The organism is Sulfitobacter sp. L-8, from assembly GCF_056859255.1.
On record NZ_JBSXOD010000052.1, the window covers coordinates 18,652 to 33,553 of the forward strand.

The window sequence follows — 14,902 nt, forward strand, 5'->3', positions numbered from 1 at the left end:
GGCAGGGGCTTTTTGCTTTTATGCCTTCGGCGAGGATTTTTTACCATTTGGAATATGGGTGTTGCGTTGACGATAAGGGCTGCTCATATCTAGGGCATGAAACATATTCTATTCGCCCTGTCCTTGATCGCGCTGCCAGCCTATGCAGAGACCGTGCCCGGTTCGGTGGCGCAAATGCAGTTGAGTTTTGCGCCTTTGGTGCGACAGGCCGCCCCGGCCGTCGTCAACATTTATGCCCGTTCGATCGTGCAAGACAGGCGTACTCCGTTTCAATCTGACCCGTTCTTCGAACGGTTTTTTCGCAACCCCAACGCAGACCGCCCGCAAGTTCAGAATTCGCTTGGTTCGGGGGTGATCTTGTCGGGTGACGGGATGGTGGTCTCCAACTATCATGTGGTGGGCGTTTCGACAGATATCCGTGTGGTGCTGTCGGACCGGCGGGAATTTTCCGCACATGTTGTCTTGAGTGATGCCGAGAGCGATCTGGCGATATTGAAGATCGACGATGTCGAGGGACTGTCGTTTTTGCCCTTGCGTGACAGCGATGAGGTGGAGGTCGGGGAGTTGGCCCTGGCGATCGGCAATCCTTTCGGTGTCGGACAGACGGTAAGCAGCGGAATTGTGTCCGGGCTGGCCCGATCAGGCGGGATGAATGGCGACGGTCAGGGGTATTTCATTCAGACGGATGCACCAATCAACCCGGGAAATTCGGGTGGGGCACTGATTGACATGCAAGGAGCGCTGATGGGGATCAACACCTCGATCCTGACCAGATCAGGTGGGTCCAATGGGATCGGATTTGCAATTCCCGCCAACTTGATTTCTGCGTTCCTGGAGCAGGCGCGGGCAGGTGCCGACCGGTTCGTGCGCCCCTGGGCCGGGATGAGCGGACAGCCCGTCGGTGCCGATATGGCCGCCCCATTGGGGTTGGACCGGCCCGGCGGGATCATCGTTTCGGGGATGCATCGGGCCAGCCCTTTTGCGGCCGCAGGTCTGGCTGTGGGCGACGTCATTACCGCGGTGAATGGTAAGGAAGTGCACACGCCGGCGGAAATGATATACCGGATGAGCGTTACCGGCCTTGGCCGTGAGGCGGTGGTGACGCGGTTGCGAGACGGTGTTTCCGCCCAGCTAAGCGTGGCGTTGATTGCGGCACCTGAGCAGCCAGCCCGTGAAGCGTTGGTTCTGGACGACCGCAGTTTATTACCCGGATTGGCGCTGGCGCGCATTAATCCGGCCGTATTGCAGGAATTGGGACTGCCGTTGGAAGTGGAGGGCGTAGCGATCACGGACAATGGCCCGTTCGGAATGCGGATCGGTTTGCAGCGCGGGGATGTGATTTTGGTCGTGAACGGGAGCGAGGTGCAGTCCCCTTCGGACGTCCGCGAGCATTTGACAAGAGCCCATCAGGTTTCGATGATCGTTCAGCGCGGGGTGCAGCGCCTGTCTTTCCAGTTCAGGCCCTGATCGGATGGCCGATTTATTCGACGCTGACGCTGCTGCGTTGCCAAAGGCCGGGTTTCGCCCTCTCGCCGATCGGTTGCGCCCCAGGGCATTGAGTGAGGTGATAGGTCAGGGCCAGATTTTGGGACCTGATGGGCCATTGACCGTGATGTTGGCATCAGGGTCGCTTGGGTCGTTGATATTCTGGGGGCCGCCCGGCGTCGGAAAAACGACCATCGCACGGTTGTTGGCCGATGAGACTGATCTGCACTTCGTTCAGATCAGCGCAATTTTCAGCGGCGTCCCTGAACTGCGCAAAGTCTTTGAAGCGGCCAAGATACGGCACCGGAACGGGCAGGGGACTTTGCTGTTCGTCGACGAGATCCATCGGTTTAACAAGGCGCAGCAGGACGGTTTTTTGCCTCATATGGAAGATGGCACGATACTGCTGGTTGGTGCCACGACCGAAAACCCGTCGTTTGAACTGAATGCGGCCTTGTTGAGCCGGTCACAGGTTTTGGTCTTGGAACGCTTGCCGCTTTCGGATCTTGAACGCTTGGCGCAACGGGCCGAGCAAGAACTGGACCGCCCCTTGCCGCTGGATGGTGCGGCCCGCGCAAGCCTGCTTGAAATGGCGGACGGGGATGGCCGGGCGTTGTTGAACCTGATCGAACAGGTTGCCGCGTGGAAGCTGGACACACCGCTTGACGGAAAGTCACTTGCTGCAAGGTTGATGCGCAGGGCAGCGCAATATGACAAGGGCGGCGACGCGCATTACAACTTGATCTCAGCATTGCATAAATCGGTTCGAGGGTCGGACCCTGACGCGGCGCTGTATTGGCTGGCGCGAATGCTGGAAGGCGGTGAAGACCCGCGCTATCTGATGCGCCGCATCACGCGTATGGCGGTAGAAGACATCGGACTTGCGGATCCGCAAGCTCAAGTGATCTGTCTGCAATCGTGGGAAACCTACGAAAGGCTTGGGTCCCCCGAGGGTGAGCTTGCGCTTGCCCAGGCGTTGACGTATCTGGCGCTCGCACCGAAATCGAATGCGACCTATGTGGCGTATAAGACGGCGCGAAAAGCCGCCAAGCATACCGGGTCGGCACCGCCCCCCAAACATATTCTGAACGCACCAACCAAGATGATGCAGGAACAAGGGTACGGTGCCGGTTATGCTTATGATCATGACGCCGAGGATGGGTTTTCAGGTCAGAACTATTTTCCCGACGGGATGGAGAGACCCCGATACTATCAACCGGTTGAACGCGGATTCGAGCGCGATCTGAAAAAACGACTGGAATATTTCGAAAAGCTTCGAGCGGCCCGTAAAACTTGACATTTCCTGCGCGACGCGTGAGAGACCGCACATGATTTCAACCCTGTCTCTTGTTGCAGCGGGGGGCGCGTTGGGCGCGTCCTTGCGCTATCTGTCCGGTGTCGCGATAACGCGCGTCTTCGGATTTCTGGAGTTTCCGGTCGCGGTGCTCGCGGTGAATATCCTTGGATCATTCATCATGGGGCTGTTTGTGGTAACAGCGGCGCACAAGGGACTGGCCCATCTCAATCCGTTTGTCGCAACCGGAATCTTGGGTGGGTTCACGACGTTTTCGTCGTTTTCACTGGAAACAGTGACATTGATAGAGCGCGGCCAAATCTGGTCCGCTGGGATATATGTGGCACTGTCCGTTGGATTGTCGGTGCTGGGATTGATGCTGGGCCTGTTAGTGGCCAGAGGGGTATTTGCATGAGCCGGGTTCAACATTTGGTCGTCGAAGAGGGCGATGGAGAACAGCGGCTGGACCGGTGGTTCAAGCGCAAGTTTCCACTTATCGGACAAGGGCTTATCGAAAAGATGTGCCGCAAGGGCGATCTTCGGGTCGATGGCGGGCGGGTCAAGGCTTCGACGCGTTTAGAGGTGGGGCAAACGATTAGAATTCCTCCGTTACCCGACGCCGAGGCACCGCCGCCGCCCAAACGCACACGCATTTCCGACGCAGATGCCAAGTTCATCCGCGAGTGCGTGATCTACCGCGACGACCATATCATCGCGTTGAACAAACCGCCCGGTTTGCCGGTTCAAGGCGGGTCGGGGCAATCGGACCGTCACGTTGACGCCTTGGCCGATGCGTTGATGTTCGACCTGGACGAAAAACCCCGGCTTGTGCATCGTCTGGACAAGGACACTTCAGGTGTTCTGATCATGGCTCGAACCCGCGCGATAGCCGCTGATCTGACCGCGTCGTTCCGGCACCGTCAGACGCGTAAGATCTATTGGGCCGCAGTCGCCGGGGTGCCACACCCCAGGAACGGTACAATCAAGTTCGGCCTGGTCAAGGCCTTTGGTCACGGAGCACGCGGCGAAGGCGAAAAAATGTACTGCGTTCACCCCAGAGACATGGAAACCACCGAGGGCGCGAAACGGGCCACGACGGATTACGCGACCTTGGCCCAAGCGGGTAAACGCACCTGTTGGATGGCTCTGATCCCGGTGACCGGGCGCACCCACCAGTTGCGGGCTCACATGGCTGAAATCGGCCATCCGATCGTGGGCGACGGTAAATATGGTGGTTCAGGGCAGGAAAACATGGGCGATGGCTGGGGCGCGCAACTGGGGGGCGACATCTCGAAAAAGCTGCACTTGCACGCCCGATCCCTGACGCTGGAACACCCGGTGACCAAGGCGCGTCTGAACCTTACCGCGCCGCTGCCCGATCACATGCTGCGCACATGGGATACCTTTCAATGGGTACCATCAGATGTGCCCGCCGACCCGTTCGAGGAGGATTGGGCGTGAGCGAGTGGAAGGCAAAGAGGTTTTGGACCGAAGCCAAGGTCGTGGAAGCGGATGGCGGTTTCGCCGTAGAGCTTGACGGAAGACCGATCAAGACGCCGGCCAAGCGTCCGTTGGTTGTGCCGACGCACGAAATGGCCACGGTTATCGCGACTGAATGGCAGGCGCAGGAAGGGGTGATCAACCCCGCGACGATGCCATGCACAAAGACGGCAAATGCAGCCATCGACAAGGTGGCGATACAACATGCCGAGGTTGCCGATATGCTGGCAGCCTACGGAGATTGCGATTTGCTTTGTTACCGGGCGGATGCGCCACAAGAGCTTGTAGAGCGACAACGCGTCCACTGGGATCCGTATCTGGATTGGGCGACAGCCGAGTTGGACGCCCGGTTGCAGCCGCGCACCGGCGTTATCCATGTTCCTCAGGCCGCCGGGGCCGTCGAAAAACTGACGGCGCGCACCCATGCGCTGAATGATTTCCAACTGGCGGCTTTCCACGATCTGGTAAGTCTGTCCGGGTCATTGGTGTTGGGATTTGCGGCTGCTTACGATGCGCGCCCGATGGAATCGGTATGGGACGCCTCTCGATTGGACGAGATATGGCAGGCCGAGCAGTGGGGACTGGATGATGATGCAGAAGCCCTGAGCGCAGTGAAAAAGGCTAGCTTTCTTCACGCTAAGTTCATGTTTGACCTGAGCACGCCCAAATAAATTTCTAAGCATACGCCAACCCGAGAATTACGAGCGTTTTTTGGGCAGTTTGACTTGACCTTCGAGCTTAAATCCGCCCAAACTCCGTTCCACTGACGGGGATAACCCCATCAAAACATCTCCGACCCAAAAGGTGTCGGGTGAACCGCCCAAAAACGTGGCGGAAAATCAGGAAGAGGTAACAATGAACAAATCCGTATTTTTTGGTGCGCTAACAGTTGCTGGCCTAGCAGCCGGCGCAGCGGCCGCATCGACGCTTGACGATGTCAAAGCGCGTGGCAAGCTAAACTGTGGCGTAACAACTGGCCTGGTGGGCTTTGCCGCACCCAACGCCAATGGTGAATGGGAAGGTTTCGACGTCGCAGTATGCCGCGCTGTCGCCGCCGCTATCTTTGCTGATCCCAATGCTGTCGAATTCATCCCTACAACAGGTAAAACACGCTTTACCGCGTTGGCCTCTGGCGAAATCGACTTTCTTGCGCGCAACACCACCTGGACGTTCTCCCGTGACGTCGATCTGAAGTTCGATTTCATCGGTGTGAACTACTACGATGGTCAAGGCTTCATGGTGCCAAAGGCATTGGGCGTTTCGTCGGCCAAGGACCTGGACGGTGCGACCGTCTGCATTCAGACCGGTACCACCACAGAGCTTAACCTCGCCGATTTCTTCCGCGCGAACAACATCTCGTATGAGCCGGTACCAATCGAGACAAACGCAGAAGGTCAGCAGCAGTACCTTGCAGGTGCGTGTGACACATACACCACCGACGCGTCCGGTCTTGCCGCTACGCGCGCGACATTTGAAACTCCTGGTGATCACATCATTTTGCCGGAAATCATTTCCAAAGAGCCTTTGGGCCCGTTGGTTCGTCACGGCGACAACGACTGGGGTGATTTGACCCGTTGGGTTCTTTACGCGCTGATCGCAGCAGAAGAGCTGGGCGTGACATCGGCAAACGTAGAAGAGATGGCAACAAACACAACCAACCCAGAGGTTGCCCGTCTGTTGGGTGCCGAAGGTACGTTGGGCGAGATGCTGGGTCTCGACGCTGCCTGGGCAAAGAATGCCATCGCTTCGCAGGGTAACTATGGCGAAATCTTTGCCAAGAACATCGGCGAAGAAACCCCGATCGGTCTGGCACGCGGCCTGAACGCTCAGTGGACAGATGGCGGCCTGATGTACGCGCCTCCTTTCCGTTAAATCAATTCAAAAGGCGCGGAGTATCTCCGCGCCTTTTATTCTTACCGCGACAAATAAAATAACCGGACAAGCGACGCCGATTGTCGCGCTCTGACAGGTCCGGAACACAGGGATAATCAGATGACGACAATGTCCGACCCTCAACAGGGTTCGTTCCGGCTGTCGATGTTGCTAAACGACACCCGCTATAGATCCTATACATTCCAGTTTATCGCGCTGATGCTTTTGATCGCGCTGATGGCTTTCTTGGGCATTAACCTGGTGCGTAACCTTGCAGAGGCTGGGTTGAATATTTCGTACAGTTTTCTGTACGTACCTGCCGGATATGACATCAACCAGACGCTGATCGACTACAACAGCCAATCCACAAACCTGCGGGCCGCTGTTGTCGGAATTCTCAACACGCTCTTGGTCGCCTTCCTCGCATGCGTCACCGCAACTATCCTGGGGGTCATCGCCGGGGTGGCACGTCTGTCTAACAACTGGCTCGTTTCCAAAATGATGTCGGTTTACGTCGAAATTTTCCGCAATATACCGGTGCTGATCTGGATCTTGATGATCTACACGCTGATGACCGCCGTATTGCCGGCACCGAATGCATTCCGAGGTGACAACGCGACGTCGAGCATGTTGTTCGATGCATTTGCATTCACTAACCGTGGCATCTATGTCCCCGCACCTGTCTGGGGTCCCGGGTCGATGATCGTTGTCGCGACCTTCGTGTTATCCATCGTTGCCGCTGTCGCTTACCGCAAATACGCGGTCAGTCTGCTGTTTCGCACCGGCAAACTGCTTCCGACCGGCTGGCCGACGCTGGCTATCCTGCTGGTTCCGACCCTCCTGGTTTTCTTCGTGATGGGCAGCCCCATCGGGTTGGATTACCCTGCGCTGAAAGGCTTCAACTTCCGGGGTGGTCTGCAAATCGGGGCCCCGCTGATCGCGCTTTGGCTCGCCCTGTCCGTGTATACAGGTGCCTTCATCGCAGAGAACGTGCGTGCAGGTATTCAGGCTGTTTCAAAAGGTCAGACCGAAGCGGCGGCATCGCTGGGTTTGCGGCCCAAACGCATCATGAATCTGGTGGTACTGCCGCAGGCATTGCGAGTCATTATTCCGCCGCTCATTTCGCAATATCTCAACATCACCAAAAACTCATCGCTCGCCATCGCGGTCGGGTACGCCGATATCACGGCGACGCTGGGGGGGATCACATTGAACCAGACAGGCCGAGCCATTGAATGCGTGCTCTTGCTTATGCTGTTTTATCTCACGATCTCGTTGTCGATTTCTGCGATCATGAACGTTTACAATAACGCTGTCAGCTTGAAGGAACGGTAAGATGTCCGATACACACGCCGCCTCCGTACCCTATGTCAGAGAAACCATGCTGCCGCAGGTCGAGCCGCCGTCGACGGCAACGGGGCCCGTCAAGTGGGTCCACCAAAGTCTGTTCTCTTCGATCCCCTATACCATTCTGACGCTTGTTGCGCTGTATGTGATATTCGTCATTTTGTCCGGTCTCCTGCCTTGGTTGCTGGGTGGGGTCTGGAACACCGGCAATATCCGGGAATGTCGCGAGGTACTGGACGGTGCCCAGGGTGGCTGTTTCTCGGTTCTGACCGAACGCTGGAACCAGCTGCTGTTCGGGATCGCCTATCCTCAGGATGGGTACTGGCGCCCGACATTGGCATTCATTTTGCTGTTTGTCGCGGCGGCACCGGTGCTGTTTGGAGCGGTCCCGCGCCAGTTGTTGATTGTCACGGTGCTTTATCCCTTCTTGGCGTTCTGGCTGATCTGGGGCGGGTCGCTGTTGGTACCACTGGCGGCATTGTTCAGTTTTGCGATTGGCTATGTCGTCTACAGCAGGTTGGTAAAGTCCAGCTTCGCGGGTGGCCTGTTCGCCGGTATTGTCGTGGGTGTCGTGGTTTGGTTCGTCGCCGGGTTCATCACATCCAATCTAACCAATGTTCTGGCATTGGAAGAAGTCGCCTCGCGGAATATGGGGGGCTTCATGCTCAACATGATTTTGGGCGTCATCTGCGTTTCGCTTTCATTACCCCTTGGCATCGTGCTGGCCCTGGGGCGGCAATCGAACCTTCCGATCATCAGGTTGATCTGCGTTGTTTTCATTGAATTCATCCGTGGGGTGCCTTTGATTACCTTGCTGTTCGTCGCAAACGTAGTCTTGGCGTACTTCCTGCCGCCCGGTACGAACTTTGACCTCATCTTGCGTGTGATCATCATGATCACCATGTTCGCCTCGGCCTATATTGCCGAAGTGATACGCGGCGGGTTGGCAGCGTTGCCTCGTGGCCAATATGAAGCAGCAGACAGCCTTGGCCTTGATTACGCTCAGGCCATGCGGTTGATCATCCTGCCTCAGGCATTGAAAATATCGATCCCGGGCATCGTCAACGTCGCCGTGGGTCTGTTCAAGGATACCACGCTGGTGTCGATCATTTCGATGTTTGATCTGGTCGGGATGATCCGCGGGCCGATCCTCGCGTCTACCGACTGGAACGGCGTTTACTGGGAGCTATGGGGCTTTGCCGCCTTGCTGTTCTTTGTCGTCTGCTATGGCATCTCGCAATATTCACAATGGCTGGAACGTCAACTCCAGACCGACCACCATTAACGAAAGGCTGTAATCATGGCTGAACTATCCCAAGCACTGAACGTCTCGAACGAGGTCGCGATCAGCATTGAGAACATGAACAAGTGGTATGGTACATTCCACGTGTTGCGCGACATCGACTTGACGGTGTATCGCGGTGAACGGATCGTCATTGCAGGGCCTTCGGGGTCGGGTAAATCGACGCTGATCCGCTGCATCAATGCGTTGGAAGAACATCAGAAGGGGCGCATCGAAGTCGATGGCACCGTGTTGTCTTCGGACGTCAAGAACATCGACAAAATTCGATCAGAGGTCGGGATGTGTTTTCAACACTTCAACCTGTTCCCGCATCTGACGATCCTGGAAAACTGTACCTTGGCTCCGATCTGGGTCCGCAAAATTCCCAAAAGAGAAGCCGAAGAAACCGCGATGCATTTCCTGGAAAAGGTGAAAATCCCGGATCAGGCCAACAAGTATCCCGGCCAACTTTCGGGTGGACAACAGCAGCGCGTGGCGATCGCACGCAGTCTGTGCATGCGGCCGCGTATCATGCTGTTTGACGAACCTACGTCGGCTCTTGACCCTGAAATGATCAAAGAGGTTCTGGATACGATGGTGGAGCTTGCCGAAGAAGGCATGACGATGTTGTGCGTGACACATGAAATGGGTTTTGCCCGTCAGGTGGCAAACCGCGTTATCTTTATGGACGAGGGCCAGATTGTTGAGCAAAACGAGCCGGAAGAGTTCTTCAACAATCCACAAAGCCCAAGAACGAAACTGTTCCTGAGCCAAATTCTGGGTCATTAAGATCATCAGGGCGGGGCACCCCCCCGTCCTTTTCATTCGTACTGGGGCAATTCACGTGGCACGATAAACTCTGTCATCTGACCCAAGCCCAACGCGACGGTTTCCCACGTTGATATGTTGAACGTCGCCACCATCGTCGCGCCCGTAGGATAGTGGCATAGGTCGCTTGAACCTGCCGCCGGCGTCAGTATCGCTGAGGCAAGCACACCGATGCCGGGGTTGTGTGCGACTATCAATATGGTATCACCCTTGGCCGCACGCAGCGCGGTCAACAAGGTCTCGGCACTGGCGAGGTACAGGTTACGGTGAAATGTTACGCTGGTGTATGGCGGCAGATCCAGCAGATCGAGCGTTTGTCGGGCCCGCGTGGCGGTAGAACACAAGGCGGCATCGGGTATCAATGACCTTTGGGCCAGCCAGTGTCCCAAAGACACCGCATTTTGGCGTCCACGTTCGTTCAGAACCCGGTCATGGTCGGATGTGCCCGCACTGGACCAATCAGATTTGGCGTGCCGCATCAGGATAAGGCGCTTCATGGTCCGGTCCTCAAAAACTCGCTCATGTGATAGGCGGAGTGTGCTGGGCGGCGGCCAGCGTTCAAGCTGGCAGGGCATGCCCGCCGCACTGCGCACCCTTGCGTAAGGCAACCGTGCCCGTCACTAGAGCGTACATGAGCACGGCAAGCGTCGTCACTGTATTCGTGGTCGCCCATGGCGTCTACGGGACAGGCCGCAAGGCAGGGCTTCGTCGCGCATGAGATGCAGGGGGATGGAACAGCGGCTGGCAGGTCGATCCTGTGGGGCAGGGAAAGCGCACCCCGAAACGAGACAAAGAGACCATGGTCGTGGCTGACCAGTAGCCTGACGGGCGATATGTGGATATTCTGCGTACGTAATGCCCATTGGTAAAACGGTAGATAGGGGGCGTTACCAAACGGGTACAGGGCCCGAGCGCCGGCGATGGTCGCCAGATCGCCGACGACGCGGATCGACCAACGGTCCACCGGGTCCGGACGACCATCAAGATATTCATCAGAACGCAGGAAACGAGCCCAGAAATGACGTTCGTCCGGCCCCACCATCAACAGGGTTCGACATTCTTCCAATCCGACCTCATCCTTATCAGGATGAAATCCGCCCAACAAAGTCAGGCTTCTTTGGGATGCTGCGGATTGCAGATCATCGTAGCTGATGCAGGTCATTGGGCCCGGATGATACTGCCCGCGCCATGTTCGGTGAAAAGCTCCAGCAGGCAGGCATTGGGGGCGCGCCCGTCCAGAATAACGGCGGCACGTACGCCTCCGTCGATCGCGTCCAGCGCTGTCTGGGTCTTGGGTATCATGCCGCCGGCAATGGTTCCATTTGCCACCATCTCGCGAATCTGAGCCGCGGTCAGCTCGGTCAATACCTCGCCTTCGGCGTTCTTCACCCCCGCTACATCGGTCAGCAGCAGCAGCCGGTCGGCCTTTAGTGCGGCGGCAATGGCACCGGCTGCCGTGTCCCCGTTGATGTTGAAAGTTTCGCCGTTCCGACCCATGCCAAGAGGCGCGATCACCGGGATGATGCCCTTGTCTGCAAGATCGCGCAGCAATCTGGGGTTCACCTCGGTAGGTGCACCGACAAGGCCAAGTTCAGGGTCTTCTTGGTCGCAGATGATCAGCCCGCTATCCTTGCCCGAAACACCCACACAGCGCCCGCCCTGCGCGGTGATGGCTTGGACTATGCGTGCGTTGACCAAGCCGGAAAGAACCATCTCGACCACTTCCATGGTGGCCTGATCGGTCACGCGTTTGCCATTTACAAACTCAGACTGGATGTTCAATCGCTTGAGCATGTCGTTGATCATCGGCCCGCCGCCGTGAACGATGACGGGGTTCACACCGACCTGGCGCATCAAGGCGACATCGCGGGCAAATTCTTCCATCGCGTCATCGCTGCCCATCGCATGACCACCAAGCTTGATCACAACCGTGGCGTCAGCGTAGCGCTGTAAATAAGGTAAAGCCTGGCTTAACGTACGGGCGGTGGCGATCCAGTCGCGGTTCATGTCTTGTTTTCTCATTCTTTGCCTCGGTGAAACGCTGAAGAAGTCTATTCCAGCGTGGCGATAATGGCACGGAGCGTGGGAATGCCCCAGCCCTTTTCCGACGATGTCACCACAATTTCGGGGAAGGCTGCCGGATGCTTGGCTAACGCTGTGCGCACTTGGTCAAGAACCCTGGATCGTTCCACCTCTTTTACCTTGTCCGATTTGGTCAGCACGCATTGAAACGTCACGGCCGAACTGTCCAACAGTGCCATGATTTCATCGTCGACTTTCTTGACCCCATGGCGCGCGTCAATCAACACAAATGCGCGGCGGAGCGTTTGGCGGCCCGACAGATATTGTTTCAGCAATTTTTGCCATTTTTCGACAACCGGCAGCGGCGCATTTGCGTATCCATAGCCCGGCAGATCGACCAGGTAATGATCACCTCCCGCGGTGAAGTAGTTGATTTCCTGGGTGCGGCCGGGGGTGTTTGAGGCACGGGCCAGCGCCTTCATCCCGGTCAATGCGTTGATCAACGTCGATTTTCCGACGTTCGAGCGTCCGGCAAAGCAGACCTCCATACGGTCGGCAGGGGGCAGGCCATCCATTGCGACGACACCTTTGACGAATTCGGTGTCGCCAGCGAAAAGCATACGACCCTTTTCAGCGGTTGCTTTGTCAGGCTCTTCGGCGATGCTGAATTGAATTTGCATTGTTTACAGTACCTCTACAGGATCATTGATTGCCACGGGCCCCGACTGAATAACTTCGGCGTATACACCGAAATCCTGATGCTCCCATGTATTCAATATCTTGAGCGTATCAATGTCACGTTTTCCCGTCTTGGGGCTGGCCATGGTCGCACGGCATCGGACGATCCGTTCCCTGACCCGCAGCACAGCTCCACCAATCGCCACGTCTTTACCCAGCCAATCGAATTCGGCCCACGGGTGTTCGGCGTCAAACCAGATATTGCCGCGCCATCTTTGCACTGACAGCGAAGCGCCGGCTTTCGCTGACACATCCCGGTGCGAGGCCATGTTGCACAGGCTTACTGACGGGTAGGGGGTGTCGGTAAAGCCGCGCCCCTCAAGCCTTAATATCCGCGCGGGGAGCGCCCGATTTTCCGGAACCAGCGGGCGCACCCATTCAAGAAAAGCATCCTGGTCCCTGTCCGGGTTGAACGCGAGCGTCGGACGTTCGGGGTGGGACAGGGTCAATACCTGCGCTGTGTCATCCCAGCGGGCGTTGATGGCCATCAAGGCAGGTGCCTTGGACCCAATGCTAAAGTTGGCGCATGCCACCCATTTTGACCCGTCCGCTTTTGAACGGTCGTGGGCAACTGCCCAAACACGATCCCACGGCACGGGTTGCCCGGCCGTGAGAAAAACTTCCCCCAGCTCCTCGCGCCCGTGACTTTTGAGCGGGTGGCGAAATAGCTGGGTTACCGAGGTCATTTCTTAGGGTCGGATTTCCGGCCAAACCTTAGCCCGCCTTTAATGTTGCCCAAGACGTCGGGCTTATAGCCCTGGCTGCGCATGATCAGGTATTGCTGGGTGAAGGTGATCGTGTTGTTGGCGATCCAGTACACCACCAGACCCGACGCGAAACCACCGAGCATGAACATGAACACCCAAGGCATCCACGCAAAAATCATCTGCTGGGTAGGATCGGCGGGGGCGGGGTTAAGCTTTTGCTGCAAGAACATCGAGATGCCCAGCAACAAAGGCAGAATGCCGATGAATACCAGTGCCAGCACCGTTCCCGGCTCGGGTGCCGCCCAAGGCAACAGGCCATACAGGTTATAAAGTGAGGTAGGATCGGGTGCGCTCAAATCCTGGAACGGACCAAAGAATGGTGCGTGTCGCAGTTCGAGCGTGACAAAGATCACCTTGTAAAGAGAGAAGAAAATCGGAATTTGCATCAGGATCGGCAGGCAGCCAGCGGCGGGGTTAACTTTTTCTCGCTTGTAAAGCTCCATCATGTTGCGTTGCAGCTTCTGACGGTCATCGCCTGCATCTTTCTTGAGCTGCTCCATCTGGGGCTGAAGCTCTTTCATCTTGGCCATGGACACATAGGATTTATACGCCAAGGGGAACAGCAACGCCTTGATCAGCAGGGTCAATCCGATGATCGCGATGCCCATGTTACCGATAAGGATATTCAAATGATGCAGTACCCAGAAGATCGGTTTTGTCAGGAAAAAGAACCAGCCCCAATCGATGGAATCGATAAACTTGTAGACGCCCTTAGCCTCGTATTCACGCAAAGTTTCCCACTCTTTGGCACCGGCAAACAACTGGGTTGACACCGTTGCGGTTTCGCCTGTCGCCACAGTCTGCGTAGGAAGTACAGCTTCTGTTTGATAGATGTCTGTCTTGGGCAAAAATTTGACAGTCAGGCGCGTAGGCTGGGCGGGATCTGGAATGAGATTGGTCATGAAGTAATGACCGGTAAAGCCTATCCAGCCGTTGGTGACGCCTTCAATGCGTTCAGAGGGGACACCGTTCACCGCGTCCAGATCCGGAATTTTGTCCCATTTGGTTTCTATCAACTCGCCATTGTTCATGGCGACCATCCCCTCGTGAAGGATAAAGAAATTCTGGGCATCCGATGGCACACCATGACGGGCAATGATGCCATAGGGGGCCAGGGATATAGAAGTGTCGGCGGTATTTGTGACGGACTGATCTATCTTGAACATGAAGTTTTCATCGACCGAAATAGTCCGCGTGTATAACTGGCCGGCGTTGTTATCCCACGTCAGAGTAACCGGGCTACCTACAGAAAGGCGTTCGCCTTGCGCCAATGTCCACAATGTATTCGGCCCGGGCACCTGTTCGGGCGCAATTCCCGAACCGGCGGCCCAACCGTAGAGCGCGTAATAGGCGTCATCGGTGCCGGCAGGTGCCAGGAGTGTTACATTCGGCGCGGCTTTTTCAATAGTGGTGCGGTAATCCCTTAGGATCAGGTCATCAATTCGCCCACCGAGCAGAGAGATTGAACCGGAAAGCCGGGCGGTTTCGACGGGTACGCGCGGTGCCTGATCAAGCGCCGCAGTCTGCGTTTCCGCGGGTTCGGCACTTGTGGCAGGCGCGGCCGTGCCCGAAGGCGCGACCACGTCGGGCGCGGGTGCTTGAACGGTGGTGGCAACAGGTGGTTCGGCTATGGTGTCGGTTTCTGGTGGTGGAAAGAGGACAAACCAGCCTAGAATCACTATGAAGCTTAGAACCGTAGCGAAAATAAGATTCTTGTTTTGATCGTCCATGGGGCCGTCACCTGATGTCTGTGATATCAGCGTGGGT

15 protein-coding genes are annotated in these 14,902 nt (G+C 56.6%); 9 read left to right on the top strand and 6 right to left on the bottom strand.

Annotation, left to right across the window (positions count from 1 at the left end; genetic code table 11):
- Window positions 1–96: 96 nt before the first annotated feature.
- The 9 genes from AC13DE_RS11930 to AC13DE_RS11970 all read left to right on the top strand — a co-directional run bounded on the left by AC13DE_RS11930 (window position 97) and on the right by AC13DE_RS11970 (window position 9,569).
- Window positions 97–1,467: a trypsin-like peptidase domain-containing protein gene (locus AC13DE_RS11930; RefSeq protein WP_483047948.1), complete on the top strand. Its 1,371-nt coding sequence runs from the start codon at window positions 97–99 to the stop codon at window positions 1,465–1,467.
- 4 nt (window positions 1,468–1,471) lie between these two features.
- Window positions 1,472–2,782, top strand: coding sequence for a replication-associated recombination protein A (locus AC13DE_RS11935; protein ID WP_483047949.1), 1,311 nt, complete (start codon window positions 1,472–1,474; stop codon window positions 2,780–2,782).
- 31 nt (window positions 2,783–2,813) lie between these two features.
- Window positions 2,814–3,194, top strand: a complete 381-nt coding sequence (crcB, locus tag AC13DE_RS11940) for a fluoride efflux transporter CrcB (RefSeq protein WP_446313806.1) — start codon at window positions 2,814–2,816, stop codon at window positions 3,192–3,194.
- Entirely contained in the window at window positions 3,191–4,240 is a 1,050-nt protein-coding gene (locus AC13DE_RS11945; protein WP_483047950.1) for an RluA family pseudouridine synthase, read from the top strand. The genes crcB and AC13DE_RS11945 overlap by 4 nt, the downstream gene beginning before the upstream one ends.
- The gene (locus tag AC13DE_RS11950) at window positions 4,237–4,950 is read left to right on the top strand and encodes an ATP12 family chaperone protein (RefSeq protein WP_483047951.1); all 714 of its coding nucleotides are present in this window, start codon (window positions 4,237–4,239) and stop codon (window positions 4,948–4,950) included. Before AC13DE_RS11945 ends, AC13DE_RS11950 begins: the two co-directional genes overlap by 4 nt.
- 184 nt (window positions 4,951–5,134) lie before the next feature.
- The gene (locus AC13DE_RS11955) at window positions 5,135–6,151 is read left to right on the top strand and encodes an amino acid ABC transporter substrate-binding protein (RefSeq protein ID WP_446298059.1); all 1,017 of its coding nucleotides are present in this window, start codon (window positions 5,135–5,137) and stop codon (window positions 6,149–6,151) included.
- A 120-nt stretch (window positions 6,152–6,271) separates the two neighbouring features.
- The gene (locus AC13DE_RS11960) at window positions 6,272–7,486 is read left to right on the top strand and encodes an amino acid ABC transporter permease (protein WP_446298060.1); all 1,215 of its coding nucleotides are present in this window, start codon (window positions 6,272–6,274) and stop codon (window positions 7,484–7,486) included.
- A 1-nt stretch (window position 7,487) separates the two neighbouring features.
- Window positions 7,488–8,783 (top strand): amino acid ABC transporter permease, encoded by a 1,296-nt coding sequence (locus AC13DE_RS11965; protein WP_446298061.1) that lies wholly within the window; start codon window positions 7,488–7,490, stop codon window positions 8,781–8,783.
- A 15-nt stretch (window positions 8,784–8,798) separates the two neighbouring features.
- Window positions 8,799–9,569 (top strand): amino acid ABC transporter ATP-binding protein, encoded by a 771-nt coding sequence (locus AC13DE_RS11970; RefSeq protein WP_446298062.1) that lies wholly within the window; start codon window positions 8,799–8,801, stop codon window positions 9,567–9,569.
- A gap of 32 nt (window positions 9,570–9,601) precedes the next feature.
- On the opposite strand, the gene AC13DE_RS11975 is transcribed toward AC13DE_RS11970, so the two are convergent.
- The 6 genes from AC13DE_RS11975 to yidC are packed head-to-tail and all read right to left on the bottom strand — an operon-like array spanning window position 9,602 to window position 14,865.
- Entirely contained in the window at window positions 9,602–10,105 is a 504-nt protein-coding gene (locus AC13DE_RS11975; RefSeq protein WP_483047952.1) for a SixA phosphatase family protein, read from the bottom strand.
- Window positions 10,102–10,770, bottom strand: coding sequence for a ferredoxin (locus tag AC13DE_RS11980; RefSeq protein ID WP_483047953.1), 669 nt, complete (start codon window positions 10,768–10,770; stop codon window positions 10,102–10,104). Before AC13DE_RS11980 ends, AC13DE_RS11975 begins: the two co-directional genes overlap by 4 nt.
- Complete coding sequence (gene argB, locus AC13DE_RS11985) at window positions 10,767–11,630, bottom strand: acetylglutamate kinase (protein ID WP_446295473.1); 864 nt, start codon at window positions 11,628–11,630, stop codon at window positions 10,767–10,769. The genes AC13DE_RS11980 and argB overlap by 4 nt, the downstream gene beginning before the upstream one ends.
- Window positions 11,631–11,659: 29 nt before the next feature.
- Complete coding sequence (yihA, locus tag AC13DE_RS11990; RefSeq protein WP_483047954.1) at window positions 11,660–12,310, bottom strand: ribosome biogenesis GTP-binding protein YihA/YsxC; 651 nt, start codon at window positions 12,308–12,310, stop codon at window positions 11,660–11,662.
- A gap of 3 nt (window positions 12,311–12,313) precedes the next feature.
- Window positions 12,314–13,054, bottom strand: coding sequence for an MOSC domain-containing protein (locus tag AC13DE_RS11995; protein ID WP_446295471.1), 741 nt, complete (start codon window positions 13,052–13,054; stop codon window positions 12,314–12,316).
- Window positions 13,051–14,865: a membrane protein insertase YidC gene (yidC, locus tag AC13DE_RS12000; RefSeq protein WP_446313606.1), complete on the bottom strand. Its 1,815-nt coding sequence runs from the start codon at window positions 14,863–14,865 to the stop codon at window positions 13,051–13,053. Before yidC ends, AC13DE_RS11995 begins: the two co-directional genes overlap by 4 nt.
- Between the last annotated feature and the right edge of the window lie 37 nt (window positions 14,866–14,902).